The 15,259-nt window shown below is 53.2% G+C and carries 16 protein-coding genes; 12 read left to right on the plus strand and 4 right to left on the minus strand.

Features of this window, described 5'->3' with window-relative positions:
- The first annotated feature begins 133 nt into the window (after positions 1-133).
- From NST44_RS11135 to NST44_RS11145, 3 genes are all read left to right on the plus strand, one after another.
- The gene (locus NST44_RS11135) at positions 134-1,489 is read left to right on the plus strand and encodes a glucose-6-phosphate isomerase (RefSeq protein WP_077567930.1); all 1,356 of its coding nucleotides are present in this window, start codon (positions 134-136) and stop codon (positions 1,487-1,489) included.
- A gap of 198 nt (positions 1,490-1,687) precedes the next feature.
- Complete coding sequence (locus tag NST44_RS11140) at positions 1,688-2,320, plus strand: YigZ family protein (protein ID WP_007127182.1); 633 nt, start codon at positions 1,688-1,690, stop codon at positions 2,318-2,320.
- A 6-nt stretch (positions 2,321-2,326) separates the two neighbouring features.
- A complete protein-coding gene (locus tag NST44_RS11145; protein ID WP_007127183.1) occupies positions 2,327-2,920 on the plus strand; it encodes a TetR/AcrR family transcriptional regulator in 594 nt (197 codons plus the stop codon).
- Positions 2,921-3,073: 153 nt separating this feature from the next.
- Here NST44_RS11145 and NST44_RS11150 read toward each other — a convergent pair whose 3' ends face one another.
- On the minus strand, positions 3,074-3,475 hold the full coding sequence (locus tag NST44_RS11150; RefSeq protein ID WP_028403717.1) for a secondary thiamine-phosphate synthase enzyme YjbQ: 402 nt from the start codon (positions 3,473-3,475) through the stop codon (positions 3,074-3,076).
- Positions 3,476-3,672: 197 nt separating this feature from the next.
- Between NST44_RS11150 and cysT the strand changes: the two genes are divergently transcribed.
- From cysT to NST44_RS11170, 4 genes are read left to right on the plus strand one after another with little or no spacing between them, the layout of a single operon-like run.
- Positions 3,673-4,488 carry a sulfate ABC transporter permease subunit CysT gene (gene cysT / locus NST44_RS11155; protein ID WP_040737777.1) on the plus strand — a complete coding sequence of 272 codons (816 nt, stop codon included), beginning with the start codon at positions 3,673-3,675 and terminating at the stop codon, positions 4,486-4,488.
- Positions 4,485-5,282, plus strand: a complete 798-nt coding sequence (locus tag NST44_RS11160; RefSeq protein ID WP_007127186.1) for a sulfate ABC transporter permease subunit — start codon at positions 4,485-4,487, stop codon at positions 5,280-5,282. The genes cysT and NST44_RS11160 overlap by 4 nt, the downstream gene beginning before the upstream one ends.
- Position 5,283: 1 nt before the next feature.
- Positions 5,284-6,348 carry a sulfate/molybdate ABC transporter ATP-binding protein gene (locus NST44_RS11165; protein ID WP_028403719.1) on the plus strand — a complete coding sequence of 355 codons (1,065 nt, stop codon included), beginning with the start codon at positions 5,284-5,286 and terminating at the stop codon, positions 6,346-6,348.
- Between the two features lie 31 nt (positions 6,349-6,379).
- Positions 6,380-7,435: a sulfate ABC transporter substrate-binding protein gene (locus NST44_RS11170; RefSeq protein ID WP_340899415.1), complete on the plus strand. Its 1,056-nt coding sequence runs from the start codon at positions 6,380-6,382 to the stop codon at positions 7,433-7,435.
- 99 nt (positions 7,436-7,534) lie between these two features.
- Here NST44_RS11170 and NST44_RS11175 read toward each other — a convergent pair whose 3' ends face one another.
- Positions 7,535-8,131, minus strand: coding sequence for a GNAT family N-acetyltransferase (locus NST44_RS11175; RefSeq protein WP_007127189.1), 597 nt, complete (start codon positions 8,129-8,131; stop codon positions 7,535-7,537).
- Positions 8,132-8,318: 187 nt separating this feature from the next.
- Between NST44_RS11175 and NST44_RS11180 the strand changes: the two genes are divergently transcribed.
- The 5 genes from NST44_RS11180 to NST44_RS11200 all read left to right on the plus strand — a co-directional run bounded on the left by NST44_RS11180 (position 8,319) and on the right by NST44_RS11200 (position 13,094).
- Positions 8,319-9,596, plus strand: a complete 1,278-nt coding sequence (locus tag NST44_RS11180) for a serpin family protein (RefSeq protein ID WP_213613768.1) — start codon at positions 8,319-8,321, stop codon at positions 9,594-9,596.
- Between the two features lie 110 nt (positions 9,597-9,706).
- The gene (locus NST44_RS11185; RefSeq protein WP_028403723.1) at positions 9,707-10,732 is read left to right on the plus strand and encodes a TIR domain-containing protein; all 1,026 of its coding nucleotides are present in this window, start codon (positions 9,707-9,709) and stop codon (positions 10,730-10,732) included.
- Positions 10,729-10,968, plus strand: a complete 240-nt coding sequence (locus NST44_RS11190) for a hypothetical protein (protein ID WP_007127192.1) — start codon at positions 10,729-10,731, stop codon at positions 10,966-10,968. The genes NST44_RS11185 and NST44_RS11190 overlap by 4 nt, the downstream gene beginning before the upstream one ends.
- Before the next feature lie 237 nt (positions 10,969-11,205).
- A complete protein-coding gene (locus tag NST44_RS11195) occupies positions 11,206-11,982 on the plus strand; it encodes an MBL fold metallo-hydrolase (RefSeq protein WP_213613766.1) in 777 nt (258 codons plus the stop codon).
- Between the two features lie 347 nt (positions 11,983-12,329).
- Entirely contained in the window at positions 12,330-13,094 is a 765-nt protein-coding gene (locus NST44_RS11200; RefSeq protein WP_144870351.1) for a TioE family transcriptional regulator, read from the plus strand.
- A gap of 97 nt (positions 13,095-13,191) precedes the next feature.
- Here NST44_RS11200 and NST44_RS11205 read toward each other — a convergent pair whose 3' ends face one another.
- Positions 13,192-13,998 carry a Cof-type HAD-IIB family hydrolase gene (locus tag NST44_RS11205; RefSeq protein WP_144870353.1) on the minus strand — a complete coding sequence of 269 codons (807 nt, stop codon included), beginning with the start codon at positions 13,996-13,998 and terminating at the stop codon, positions 13,192-13,194.
- 58 nt (positions 13,999-14,056) lie between these two features.
- Positions 14,057-14,971 carry a DMT family transporter gene (locus NST44_RS11210; RefSeq protein ID WP_340899423.1) on the minus strand — a complete coding sequence of 305 codons (915 nt, stop codon included), beginning with the start codon at positions 14,969-14,971 and terminating at the stop codon, positions 14,057-14,059.
- Positions 14,972-15,259: the final 288 nt, after the last annotated feature.

The raw sequence follows: 15,259 nt of genomic DNA on the forward strand, positions 1-15,259 counted from the left end.
TCTTCACCGGAGGAAGCGCCGGATTGCCGGATTCGAAGGAACGATGAAGAATGCATGACGGTTCGCTTGCGGACCTTGCGGTCCCTATCAAATTACAGTATCCTATTCCTAAATTCACAGGAGGTTTAGAGGCATGTCTAAAAAAATCAAATTTGATTATAGTAAAGCACTAACTTTCGTCAATCAACACGAGGTGGATTATTTCGCGGAGCCGATCCGCACCGCTCATGAGCAGCTACATAAAGGCACAGGCGCCGGCTCCGATTATTTGGGCTGGATCGACCTTCCAACGAATTATGATAAAGAAGAATTTGCGCGAATCCAGAAAGCGGCGGCTAAAATCCAGAGCGATTCCGACGTGCTGATCGTCATTGGCATCGGCGGCTCCTATCTCGGCGCCCGCGCTGCGATCGAGATGCTGTCCCATTCGTTCTATAATGAACTGCCGAAGGACAAGCGCAAGACGCCTGAAATATATTTTGCAGGCAACAACATCAGCTCCACTTATGTGAAGCATCTGCTTGATCTGATTGAGGGCAAGGACTTCTCCGTCAACGTAATCTCCAAATCGGGCACAACGACGGAGCCGGCCATCGCATTCCGGATCTTCCGTGCCGAGCTCGAGAAGAAATACGGCAAGGAGGAAGCGCGCAAGCGGATCTACGCGACAACGGACCAAGCGAAGGGCGCACTCAAGAAGCTTGCCAATGAGGAAGGCTACGAGTCCTTCGTGATCCCTGACGACGTAGGCGGACGCTACTCGGTACTGACGGCCGTGGGACTTCTTCCGATCGCAACCGCCGGCATCAACATCGAAGAGATGATGCAAGGCGCGGCTGATGCTGCGAAGGAATACAGCAGCCCGAACGTTGCCGAGAACGAAGCGTACCAGTATGCCGCTGTTCGGAACGCGTTGTATCGCAAAGGCAAGGCTATCGAGATTCTGGTTAACTACGAGCCTTCCCTGCACTTCGTATCCGAATGGTGGAAGCAGCTGTACGGCGAGAGCGAAGGCAAGGACTTCAAGGGCATTTATCCGGCATCGGTGGATTTCTCGACCGATCTGCACTCCATGGGCCAATTCATTCAGGAAGGCAGCCGCAATATCTTCGAAACCGTCATTCAGGTGGAGAACGTTTCCGAGCACATTACGATCGAATCGGATCCGGAAGATCTGGACGGCCTTAACTTCTTGACCGGAAAAACGCTGGATTTCGTCAACAAAAAAGCATTCCAGGGCACGATGCTGGCCCATACGGACGGACAAGTTCCGAACTTGATTGTGACAATTCCAGATTTCACTCCCTATTCGTTCGGATATCTGGTATACTTTTTCGAAAAGGCATGCGGTATCAGCGGCTACTTGTTGGGTGTGAACCCGTTTGACCAACCGGGCGTAGAGGCTTACAAGAAGAATATGTTCGCTCTGCTTGGCAAACCGGGATATGAGAAGGAAAAAGCCGAATTGGAAGCGAGACTTTCCGAATAAACCTGACACATCATGGAATTTTAACGCAAGACGCTGAAGAAAGCAGTTCGCCGGCATATTTTTTTGTGCCGGGAACTGCTTTCTTGGTAATTTGTTCGTTCTCGGGTTCACCCGCGGAAGCTTGCATCCATATGCGGGCATTGCTTGTTATGCCGCTTCGGGGTAGAGAGCCCGATAGTAAGGGGTGGTTATTCATTCATGTTGGATCGTTACAAGACGGTGCGTCAGGCAGGCTCCAAGGAAATCGTCATCAAGAAATCCCGATTCATCGGTCATGTGATGCCGGTTGCGACCGAGGAGGAAGCCATCGCATTTATTGAAGACATCAAGAAGAAGCATTGGAACGCGACGCATAACTGCTCCGCCTACATGATCGGCGAGCGGGACGAAATCCAGAAGCAGTCCGATGACGGGGAACCGAGCGGTACGGCCGGCAAGCCGATTCTGGAAGTGATCCGCAGCCAGGGGCGGAAAAATATAGCGATCGTCGTCACCCGGTATTTCGGCGGCATCATGCTGGGTGCGGGCGGACTTATTCGGGCTTATACGGACGGAGCGGTTGCCGCCATTGAGTCGGGGGATCCGATTACGAGAGTACTCCACCGGGAGGTTTTCGTGGAACTGGATTATACTTGGCTCGGAAAGGTAGAGAACGAGCTCCGCAACCGCGGTGTCCGCATGGGAGAGACGGGCTTTGCCGATACAGTGACATTGACCTGCTTGCCGCTGGACGGCGAGGCCGAGAGCTTTATCGCCTGGATGGTTGATTTGACGCAGGGGCAGTCCTTGATCACGGAGGGAGAGCGGCTTTATTTTATTGAAGGGGAATAAAATAATATGGCAAGAAGAGCAGTTGAACGCGAGTTGTCCAGGGAGCGGATATTGGAAGCAGCCAGGCATTTGTTTATAACAAAAGGCTACAGGGCCATTTCGATGCGCAGCATCGGGCAGCATCTGGGTTATAGCCACGGCTCCTTGTACTATCATTTTAAGGAAAAGGCGGAGCTATTCTACGCCATTGTCGTGAAGGATTTCAATGATCTGAATGATTTGCTGTTGGAAGTGTCGGGAAAGCCTCCCTGTGACGGAGTTTCGAAGCTGGAGCAGCTGATGCTGGAGTTCGTCCGTTTTGGTCTGGACAATCCGTACCAATACGAGATCATGTTCATGATCCGGGACGAGGAGCTGCTGTCCTACTGTCGCTCTGAGCAGGGGCGTTGTTTTGAAATGTTCGCTACGCTTGTCCGTCAATATTTGCTTGAGGAGAACTATAGCGAGGAGGAGCGGCGCACCGTTCCGCTGACTTTATTTTTGTCGCTGCATGGCTTTATATCGTATTACATTCAGGACCGGATCGGTTTTGAAGAGATCAAACCCGCCGCACTCACCCATATCAAGGTACTATGCCGAAGCTTGTACAGCCGGGTCTAGTCCCCGTTTTTGCCGTACCGTTTTCGCTTGATGCTTCAATGGATTACAACGATGTTGCGTTGAAACGTCAATCACCTGATGTAACATCAAGACAGACATCACGCTCTAGCATGATGCCTGTCTTTTTTCTGATGGCATACTCCGAAAGCTTAATTATCCCTCCATGATCTTCACATGGTACTGCCGCTGCCGCGGTCCGTCAAATTCGCAGAAATAAATGCCCTGCCAGCGTCCGAGCAGCAGATGTCCGTTATGAATAATGACGGTCTGGGAAGGGCCGCATGTGATGGATTTCAGATGGGAAGCCGTATTCCCTTCGGCATGACGGTATTTGGGGTGCTCCCACGGATACACCTCATCCAGCGACATCAGCACATCCCGTCTCACGTCCGGATCGGCATTCTCATTAATGGCAATGCCTGCCGTCGTATGAGGGCAGTAGATCAGCGCTGTCCCTTGCTGAACCCCGCTTTGCTTCACGAAGGAAGCAACCTCCCGGGTAATATCCCTCAACTCGTCCCGTCCCTGTGTACGTAATTCCCCTGTAAACAGCAAAATAAAAACCTCCTCAACTTTTTCCATATTTATTATTATTTTACCCTATAAACTGCAAAAGATGGATTGACGATCGGATTCCGCATTTGGTAAAGTATGTTTAAGCAAAAAAACCAAGTATACAAATAGGAAATATAAAGATGAATTCTGCGTACGAGTCGACCGGAAGTAAGTTCCGGAGGCGGGAGGGGTGCATTGTGACAACATGGATACGCCATAAGGGATGGACATGGGGATTTCGGAGCACGGTACTGCTTTATTTTTTTGCCCTGATCGTGCTGCCGATTTTTGGCGTATATGTACAGTCTTTTTCTGCCGGTTGGAGCCATTTCGCCGAGAGCATCGTGGAGCCGATCGCCTGGAAGGCCGTGCTTCTAACGATCAAGCTTGGCTTGATCTCTACCTTGATCAACGTGCTTATCGGAACGATGATCGCCTGGGTGCTGACAAAATACCGCTTTCCGGGAAGAACGCTGCTCAATAGTCTGGTGGATTTGCCCTTTGCCCTTCCTACCGCGGTCGGAGGGCTTATGATATTGCTCTTACTGGGACCTGGAAGTCTGATCGGCGAGGCAGCGGAGAAGCTGGGTTTCGAGATCGTGTTTCATCAGCCGGCCATCGTCATTGCCATGCTGTTCGTCACGTTTCCGTTCGTCATTCGGGCGGTTCAGCCGCTGCTGGAGGAGCTGGATCCGCTTGAGGAAGAGGCGGCCTATACGCTGGGAGCATCCAAGACAACAACCTTTTTCAAGGTCATTCTGCCTTCTATGCTGCCCGGCATCATCAGCGGAGGGATGCTGGCATTTTCCAGAGCGCTTGCCGAGTTCGGCGCAGTCGTATTGGTAGCCGGAAATATCCCTGGACGAACGTTGATTGCCTCCGTATTCATTTTCGGAGAAATCGAGAGTGACAACCCGGCAGGGGCCGCAGCCGTATCCGTTATGCTCCTTACGCTGTCGTTCCTCATCTTATGGATCATCAATACGGTTCAGCAGAGGGGGAGACGGATGTGAGAAGGCTGTGGATCGGATTAACCTATGCCGTATTTATATTTCTCCTCATCATTCCATTGTCCCGCATCGCCATTGGGGCATTTGAGAACGGGCTTGATGGATTTGCCGAGGGGCTCTTTCGCCCGGAGGCGCTGCATGCCTTGATGATGACAGGACTTATCGTAATCGTTGTTACTATACTTAATGCTTTGTTCGGCATTATGATGGCGCTCTATTTGGTCAGGGCGAATTGGCTGAGCCATAAAATCAAAAGCATCCTGAACAGCATCGTCGATCTTCCCTACGCCGTTTCCCCGGTCATCGGCGGCCTTATGATTGTATTGCTGCTGGGTCCCGACAGTATCATCGGCGGATTTTTTGAAGGAATCGGCTTTAAGGTAGTTTATGCCTTCCCGGGCATGGTCATTGCCACCCTTTTTGTGACGTTCCCGCTGATGGTGCGCGAGGTGATGCCGGTGCTGCAGGAGATCGGACATGATCAGGAGCAGGCTGCCGCTACGCTAGGAGCTTATAGCTGGACCACGTTCCGCAAGGTGACCTGGCCCTCCATTCGCTGGGCTGTCGTATACGGCCTCGTGCTTACGGTCGCCCGTTCTCTCGGCGAATTCGGTGCTGTGCTGGTGGTGTCGGGCAATATCATGAACAAGACGCAAACGGCGACAACGCTTGTTTATCAGGATGTCGAGAATTTTAACGTGGCTGCCGCCAACGGAGTGGCTCTCGTGCTCGCGGCTTTTTCCGTGGCGCTGCTGCTGATGATGGAGTGGGCCAAGAAAAGAAAGGAAGTGCATTGACATGCATGTTGAAGTTCGCGATCTGAATAAGCATTTCGGTACGTTTCACGCGGTAAAGGATGTCAGCTTCGAAATCGAGAAGGGGCATCTGATCGGGCTTCTCGGTCCGAGCGGCGGCGGCAAAACCTCGATTCTGCGCATGCTGGCAGGGCTTGAGACCCCGGACTCGGGCCAGATTTCCTTTCACGGCCAGGTGGTCAACGACCTGCCGCCTCAGGAGCGGGGGATTGGATTCGTTTTTCAAAATTATGCATTGTTCAAGCATATGACCGTATATGACAACATCGCATTCGGCTTGAAGATTAAGAAAGAGCCGAAAGCAAGAATCAAAGACAAGGTGACGGAACTGGTGGAGCTCACCGGGCTCAAAGGATTCGAGCACAGATACCCGCATCAATTGTCAGGCGGCCAGCGCCAGCGCGTCGCCTTCGCAAGGGCACTAGCTCCGGAGCCGCAGCTGCTGCTCCTGGATGAGCCGTTCGCGGCGATCGATGCGAAGATTCGCCAGGAGCTCCGCTCCTGGCTGCGGGAGCTAATCGAGCGGGTGGGCATTACGTCCATTTTCGTTACCCATGACCAGGATGAGGCCATCGAGGTTGCGGATGAAATCATGATCATTAATCAGGGGCGGGTCGAGCAGAAGGGAACGCCTTGGGATATTTATAAGGAGCCGAAGACGCCGTTTGTTGCGTCCTTTATCGGCGAGTCCACCGTCATTGCCAGTGCCGGCGAGCTGAAGGGCTTCGAAGCGGCCGTGAACAAGCACGCTACGCGCGCGCTCATTCGGCCGGAATATATCGAGCTCGGCAGCGAGCATGATTTCCCGGTGCTGTCCGCAACGGAGACCGGGATCGTTCGCCATCTGCATTTCCGCGGAAGCGAATGGCTCGTTGAGGTCGAGGTTAAGGGCCATAAATTAATCACGTATCGTTCCTTGGAGAAGGAGACGCTGCATCCGGGGCAGCAAGTCCGGGTGCTCGTACATCGGGCTTATCTGTTCAATGAGGAGCACAGCTGGATTGAAGAGAATCGACTAAAGGTCGATCCGATGCCGATCATGATCTGACCGTTCTAACTATACGGAGGGAAGTGGTATCATGCGAATCTTGAGAAATCACCCTGTCTCATTCCTGCTGATCGGCATGGCGCTTCTCTTCGGCTTCCTGATCGCCGGATGCGCTGAGAAGGAGCCATCCCAAGAGGTAACCGTCCGGCCTGGCGAAAGGACGCTTGTCCTTGGCGCATACAGTGTCGCCCGGGACGCCATGCACGAGATTATTCCGGCCTTCCAGGAGAAGTGGAAGGAGCAGACGGGTGAGACGATCCGTTTTCAGGAATCGTACGAGGCATCCGGAACCCAGGCACGCGCGATTACAGGCGGTTTCGAAGCGGATGTGACACTGCTCGCCATGGAGGGGGACGTCGACAAGCTGGTCAGGTCGGGCCTGGTGTCGAAGGAGTGGAAGAATCAAGCTTATGGCGGCATGGTGACGCGCTCGATCGTCGTGCTGGGCACAAGGGAAGGAAACCCGAAAGGGATTCGGGATTTTGACGACCTCACGAAACCGGGCGTGAAAGTTCTGTATCCGAACCCGAAGACGTCGGGAGGCGCCCAGTGGGATATCAACGCCATTTACGGCGCAGGGCTGAAGCAGTCGGAAGCGAAGGGACAACGGGATCCTGCGGCAGCGAAGGCGTTTCTTGAAGCGGTGCATCGGAACGTGGAGTCGCTCGACAAGAGCGGCAGGGCGTCCATGGCTGCCTTTGAGTACGGGGTCGGCGATGTCATTGTCACGTATGAGAACGAACTGTTGGCACGCATCGCGCAAGGGGTGCCTTATGATATCGTGGTGCCGGAACACACGATGCTGATCGAGAATCCAGCCGTTGTGGTCGAGAAGTATGCCGAGGAGCACGGGACATCCGATGTGGCTGAAGCCTTCGTTCAATACTTGTATTCACCGGATGCGCAGCGCATCTTTGTCAAGCATGGCTTCCGCCCGGTAGAGGAAACGGTTTACGCCGAGACGAAGGACCGCTTCCCGAACCCGCCGGGGCTGTTCGATATCGAATATTTGGGGGGCTGGGATACCGTCCGCGAGACGCTGTATTCCAAGCGCGGCGTCTGGTATCAGGTGCTGGCCGGCTTGTAACCTCTTATAACCAGGATGCCGCATACGGAACGAGCCGGCGGGGGAGATCCCCGACCGGCTCGTTTTCGGTGTGTCCGCGCTTTGAATGCACGCAGCATGTTATTTGACAGAGTGGCCGATGCAGCTCGGGTTGCTTGAAGCTTTGCGTTCCTCCCACTCTTCCCTCAGTACGCCCATGCGAATGGAATCATAGTAAACCCCATTATAATATCTGCATTTTCTCATGCGTCCTTCCAGGCGCATCCCGATCTTCTCTGCACAGCGCATCATCCGTGGATTTCCGGACCAGGTCGTAATGCCGACCCGGGCGATATCGAGATGACGAAACAGGCAATCCACCCACAGGGACAGCGCCTCGGTTCCATAGCCTCCGCTCCAATGCTGCGGGTCATAAATGGTAATGCCCGCTTCCAGCCACTTCGAGGGCTCATGCTCCCAGTAGAAGGTCACGAGCCCAATCGTTTGACCTTGGACTTCAATGAGCAGATCACTGGGAAAACGACCGGATTCGAAATCGGAGCTCCACTGTGTTTCAAATACCTCATAGGAGACATGCTTTAAGGGAAAGTAGGGGGCGTCGTATTGTTTCCACATCGGGTTGTCGGTACCGTATATAAGCTCGTAGAGAACAGGCGTATCCTCCGGACGACGGGTTCGAAGCGTTACTAGCTTGCCTTGAATCACGATATTTTGCATATGTAGATCATTCCTCCGCTTTTTTGAAAAGACCGCAAACCGGTGCTTGATTGCACATCCATTGTACCTCCGCCTGGGGGGAATTACCAATGCAAATGGATAATGGCGCCATTGTATGCAACATTAGGATACATTAAAGCGTCTCTATAGGTTAGTAGCGAACTATCCATAAAAAGGGGCGTTTACCATGCGGAAATGGACGGTTATTGCCTGTGCTTGCTTGCTCATATGGCTCACTGCCTGCGGTCAGGGGGACAAGATTCAAACCGCTGGCGGGAAAAAGGAGGAGCAGCAGAAAAAAATCAAGGTGTTGTCGGAAACGGAACGTAAAAACGTATTGGCCAAGGTCGATCAAGGCATGACGCAAGCCGGGCGTGATTTTGCGCTGCGGCTGCATCAATCGCTCGCAACGGAGCTGGAACAAGAGAACTTGATTCTATCACCTTACAGCATTACCCAAGCGCTTGCGCTGGCATACAACGGCGCTGCAGGGGATACGGCGGCCGAGATGTCCGCCATGCTCGGCTGGATGGACCAGCCCCTGGCAGACGTCAATGAAGGGAACCACCAGCTATCAACGCTTCTGGAGCGCGGAAACGGCGTAGTCCTGAATGTGGCCAATTCCGTCTGGTATCAGCAGGGAGTGGCTATGAAGAAGGACTATCTGAACACGCTTCAAGACAGCTATGGGGCAGTGGCCAAAGGGACCCATTTAGGGGAAGACAAGGCTATGAACCAGATCAACGACTGGGTGAACAAGAAGACGGAAGGGATGATCCCCTCCATCTTTAGCGAGCCTCCAGGCGGCGTTGCTGTATTGATCAATGCGATCTATTTCAACGGGGGCTGGAAGGATGAATTCGATCCGGCGAATACCGTGGACGAGTCGTTTACCTTGGCCAACGGCAACAGTAAGCAAATTCCGATGATGAAGCGGGAAGGTAAATACGAATATAAGGAAGGGGAGGATTGGCAGGCCATTCGCATCCCGTATGCTGAAGGGCAGATGCATATGCTGGTCATCCTGCCGAAGGCGTCCTCTTCGCTTGCCACACTGCATCAGGAGCTGTGGGAGGATGCGTCAGCCTGGGAGGAAGGCTTCTCCTACGAAACGGTTAAGCTGAGCCTGCCGCGATTTAAGGCGGAACAGTCCTTTGAGCTGCCGAAAACGCTGCAAGGGCTCGGCATGGTCAAGGCATTCGATCCGCTTGAAGCGGATTTTACCGCCATGGCCGAAGGAGGAGACGGCTTCTACATCGACGAAGTGAAGCATAAAGCGGTCGTTGACGTCAGCGAAACCGGGACGAAAGCCGCTGCCGTTACCTCGGTTGGGGTTGTAGCGAGCGCGGAGCCTCCTTCCGAGCCAATCGAGATGGACGTCAACCGCCCGTTTTTCTTTGCGATCGAAGATCGGGACACGGGTTCATGGGTATTCATTGGGTCTGTATTTGATCCCCGGGCATAATATACAATAACGATTCAGACCCTCCCATTATTTTTACCCAAAAATAGGCAACTTTGTTATAATGATCGAATAAGACTAAAATGTATAACAAAGGGAGACTCGGATTGCCTATGTCCATGCCGAAACCGAAATTATTCATCGGCTCCTCCAGAGAGTCCATCAAGTATGCCCGAGCGATCCACGAACAGCTCAAACGGACGGCACAGGTGACACCCTGGTATGGCGGTACGTTCGGGGCGAACATGTATACGATGGAGGCTTTGGAGAAGCAGCTTGCGTCCAGTGACTTTGGTGTGTTCGTATTTGCTCCAGACGATGTGGCGTTGATTCGAGGCAAGCATGTCTTTGTAACCCGCGACAATACACTGTTTGAAATGGGCCTGTTCTGGGGAAGGCTCGGAAGGCGAAGGGTGTTCTGCATCATTCCCGATCACGTGGAGCCGGATGAGGAGTCCGTGCAGGACGTGACGGTTAAGGAATATCATCTGCTCTCCGATCTGCAGGGCATTACGCTGCTGGAATACGAGCTGCGAAGCGACAACGATTATAAATCGGCGGTGGATGTCGCATGCGGGCATATTATGCATGCAATCGAAGCGGAAGGAGCTTATATCAGCCCGAACGACGTGATTGAGCAGAAGGAATTGGAGCTTAGGCGCAAGCAGAGCGTGCTGCATTTTTTCTGGGAATATAACCGGAATGTGCATGTAACGGATGAAGCCGAGAAGTATCATGCGCTGAGTGAAGCCGTACGCAATTCCCTGCTGCCGCCCGGCAAAGGCGATTACCGGGTAACGGGGGCAGCCTTCTGGGCCCGAAAAGGAGATGAGGGAATCGGGCATATTGGGGGTAATGTAGGAAGAGGGAGATTTTTCCCGTTTGGCGAGAATCGTTCCCCGAGCAACCAGTCGATTTATGTGATGGATGTCTATAATAGTGGAAAATGGGCATTTTATCACGAAGAGGAAGTTGCGCAGGTGTATGTGTTCTGCTATCCTTTAGGGGAGAATCATGTGCTGTCGGTGCATTTTACAGGACATGACGTTCTTTCGGAGGACGAACTCGCGGAGATTGTGGAACAGAACCGTGAGCTGCTTCGTACCATCAGGCATTTAGTTGGAGGGGATTCGCCATGAGCAGGAATGAGAGGAAAAAAACAACTTCATCAAGTCAGCCGCAAGAGTCCGCCAATGGGAGCTGGGTGGTTCGGGGACCGGTGCCGATGCTGAGTACGCTGAAATCGCGTAATCGAAAGGTAAGGCGCCAGAGCAAGAATAGCGTGTATGTCGGCCCTTCGGTTGAAGGTGTAGATAAGAAATATGTCAAGGTTATCAGCGGAGCCGTTGATGATAATAAGCCCTCATTTGCTTAGATCATAAGGTTGCTAAATGGATTGCTAAGGCTTGATAAGAATAAAAGACAGGAGACCGCTTGGCATGGGCCGGGGCGGTTTTTTGTTCATTTGAAGGGCTGCTTTCGCTTGCTTTTGGGCAAGGGAGGTTTGGAGCGACGCGATCCGTACCCGGGAACGAGATCCGCGGGACAAGCGTTCACCAAGAAACCAGGAACTCCTAGTTAGATAGATGCGGTTAGAACGGAGGAGATGCAGATGGAGGATCGGCTTACTTTTTTAGGCACGGGGGATGCGATGGGAGTCCCTCGGGTGTATTGTGATTGCCAGGTCTGTAGGGAGGCACGAGAGACGGGGATGAATCGCCGGCTTCGTTCCTCGGTGCTGGTGGAGGGCGGCGGAGAGGAATTCATCATCGATTGCGGACCGGATTGGCGCTTCATGATGGAGCGCCTCGGCAAGCGAAAGGTGAGGGACATGCTGATTACCCATGCCCATTTCGACCATATCGGCGGACTTCCGGAATGGAGCGATGCGTGCCGGTGGCTTGGGGAGAAAGGGCGGCTATACGCGCCGGCCGAGGTGGTGGAGCAGATTGTCCGGCAATACCCGTGGCTGCCGCGGCAGATGGAGATGACCGCTGTGGATGATGGAGTGACGCTATGCGGCTGGGCCATAACCTGCTGGAAAGTAAACCATGGCAAGAACGGCTTCAGTTACGCGTACCGATTCCGCAAGGGCGATTATCATTGGGTATACAACTCCGATTCCATTAACCTGAGCGCCGGGGAAAAGGAACCCCTGCACGGCCTCGATCTGCTTGTGCTGGGGACCAGCTTCGTGCATGAAACGGCACCTTTTGAGACGCGCTCCGTCTATGACATGAGGGAAGCCGCGGAGCTGCTGTCCGAGGTAAAGCCGCACCAGACGATCTATACCCATATGTCCCATGACGTGGACCTCCGGAAGGCCCTCCCGCTGCCCGAAGGGGTTCGCGTGGCGAAGGCGGGCATGACGGTGGGCTTGCACAAGTAAAGGGTAGGAGCGCAGCAAATCCGTTGGGCTTCACCCCTATACGGATCGAAACCAGATGGCCGTGCCCGGATGTTGTCCGTGCGCGGCTATTTCTTGTTTAGGTGATTCGAAGGGAGCGGGACAGGATCGGGCATCGAAGCAGCGGAGGGAACGAATCGATACACGGTATACCAACCACTATACAACATTGATGCAAGTGAGAAGATGGGTAGCTTGTACCCCTTTCGATTCCGTGCTTTTATATTTTGGAACCTTATCAAGAAGCTTTAAGGTTGAATTTTAAGGTTTGCAAGAGCCTCGTGTTTCTGGTACAGTAGGTTCTCACTCGGAAGAGGGAGGGAAGCCGCATGCCTTTTTACAAGCCGAAGGAAATTGCCGATGAACTCGGGATCAGCACAAGCGCGTTAAGACATTATGAATCCTGGGGCGTCGTGCCTGCACCGGAACGGAGCGCGAACGGGTACCGTTTATATACGCAAGTGCATCTCGCTTATTTCCGCTGCCTTCGGGCCATGTTTCCCGGATTCGGATACGCAGTTACCTACGAGGTGCTTCGTCATGTACAAAATGAACAGCTGGACGCAGCGTTATGGCTCGTGAATGCGGAGCAAGTCAAGCTTATGCAGGAGAAGAAAACCGCCGACGAAACGCTGGCCATGCTGGAAAATCCGGAGCTGCCCATTGAGAATCAGAAGAAGCTGAAGCCGGTCATGACCATCGGTGAGGTGGCCGAAGCAACGCATGTGGAACCCTCAGCCATCCGTCATTGGGAGAAGGAGGGGGTGCTGACACACGATCGGAATCCCGAGAACGGATACCGGCTGTATACGCCGAAGCATGTTCGTCAAGTTCTGCTGATCCGATCGCTGCGAACGACCGTATTTTTTCTCGATAAAATCAAAGAGATTGTCCAGGTGGTGGAGAACCAGAGCATCGACCATGCCAGAAAGCTGCTGAAGCAAGCGCTGGCCGGCATTCATCAGCGGAATCGTCGGCAGTATATCGGGATTCAGAAATTGATGGAGCTGTGCATTGAGGTGGGGCTCATGGGGGCGGACGAGTCCGCGGAGCACAAGCCGATTCATACATTTGATCCGGAGCGGGACCGTTAGCTGAAGTCGGAGGGGTAGAGGAATTCGCTTGATACAGGTTCGTGAACATAGAACAAGCCCCCGTCAGAGACGGAGGCTTGTTGCAGCATTATATACATTAGCTCGGGTTGAGGATAAAGGTATCAATGACGTGCTTGACGCCGTCCTCGTTATTGCTCTTCGTCACAAAATCGGCGATTGCTTTCAGCGGCTCAATGGCATTGCCCATCGCAACGCCAAGTCCTGCCGCTTCGAGCATTTCATGGTCATTCCAGGAGTCCCCGATCGCGATGGTTTCTTTCAGATCGCAGCCGAAATGATTGGCCAGGAACGTAAGCGCATGGCCTTTCGTCCCCTCTTTATGCATGAACTCCAGAAAATGCGGCTTCGATTTCGTAATATGCACGTCTTCGCCCAGCAGCTCGCGGAAGATAGGAATGAGCTCGTCCAACACGTCCGGATCATCGATAATAAGCATTTTCGGGGTTGGCTGCTTCACCATCTTCATAAAGTCCGGCTCTATATAATAAGGGGTCCGGTTCAGTGCGCAGTAGTCGATCAGCTTTTGGTTTTCCTCACGGGCATAGAGCTTGTCGTCGATATAGGTCTGCAGATGAAGATTGTGCTCCACGCAGTATTCATAGAGCTTAACGGCGGCATCGATCGGGAAATAGCGCTCGTACAGCACCTTTTCGTCCAGCAGGTTTTTGATGAGGGCACCTTGATAGGTAATGATCGGAACGTTAAGTCCGGTTTGTCTGGCTATCGCTTGGGCTGATGCATAGGCACGCCCCGTAGCGAGCGTGACAACGACGCCCTTCGAAACGGCCTCTTCCAGTGCTTCCTGGACCCCGGGCGTAACCTCCTTGTCATCATTGATCAGCGTGTCGTCGATATCGATGGCCATCAGTTTGTAGGTTGTCATGGTCTTCTCTCCTTTGGTCGTCTCTGGTCTCTATCTGTATCTGCCTTCTATTGTACCTCTAAACGGCCTCCGATTGTACCTTTGGCGGCACGGATTTCAATTCCGCAACCACCATCCCGGCCAAAATGCATACACAGCCGATACCGCCGATGAATGTAAGCCGCTCGCCCGCGAACAAAATTCCGGTCAGCGCGGCAAAAACAGGCTCTGTCGCGAAAATGATCGCGACCCTGGACGGCGTCGTATACTTCTGGCATACCGTCTGGATCCAGAAGGCAAAAGCGCTTGTGGGCCCGATCGATACGGCAAGTGCCCACAGCACATGGGGCCGGGTCAGCTGCTCAAAGAGGGCAGCGGGATCCGAAACAGGCTCCGTCAAGGCAGAAGCGGCGAGGCTAAGCAGTCCGACGACCGCCATTTGCAGCGCCGCGAGCGGCAGGGCAGGGTAGCGTCCGGCATAGATCCCCGTATAACCGATATGCAGCGCAAAACCGATTGCGGATACAAAGATGAGGAGGTCACCGCGGTTCAGGCTCATGCCCGATCCGGAGAAGGTCAACAAGTACAGCCCTGCCGCTGCAAGCAGCGCGCTGAACCAGGTATACTTGGAAATCGAATGCTGAAGCAGAGCAAAGGACAGGAAGGGCACCAGCACAACGGATAGTCCGGTGATGAACCCCGCGTTCGAGGTCGTTGTGTACAGCAATCCCGCGGTTTGAAAGGCATAGCCTATGAATAAAAAAAGGCCCAGCACGCACGAGTGCAGGAGCATTTTAAGGTTCATTTCCTTCCATTGGCTCCGATAGAAAACGGTAATGATGATGGCCAGCAGCAAGGCGGCGCCGAGAAAACGGACGCTGTTGAAAGCCATGGGCGGAAGCACGCGTACCGCATGCTGAACGATGAGAAACGTACATCCCCACATCATGGCGACCAGAAGGAGGCTGAGATCGGCAGCGCGAGATCGGTTCACGATGGTGTCATCCTTTCAAATTCGTATGTAAATGTTATCTAGCATAATGAAAAGCCCGGATGCGACCGGAGCGGGCTAGTCGTTAAAGCTGCTGCACCCCAAGTGCTCGGGATCAGACGTCATTTCTTGGCTGGGTCTGGCATCGCAGTGCAGGCAAGTGATCAAATTGTATCCCAAAATGAAGAATCGGACAACCGTTTCAAGGGGTCCTCAGATGGAAGGTCTGGACAAAAAGAGGATGATTTTGCTATACTATTAAACCGAACGTATATTCGCTTTCGGGTGATT

This window comes from Paenibacillus sp. FSL W8-0919 (assembly GCF_038003785.1).
In the GTDB taxonomy this organism is placed as follows: domain Bacteria; phylum Bacillota; class Bacilli; order Paenibacillales; family Paenibacillaceae; genus Paenibacillus_AQ; species Paenibacillus_AQ lactis.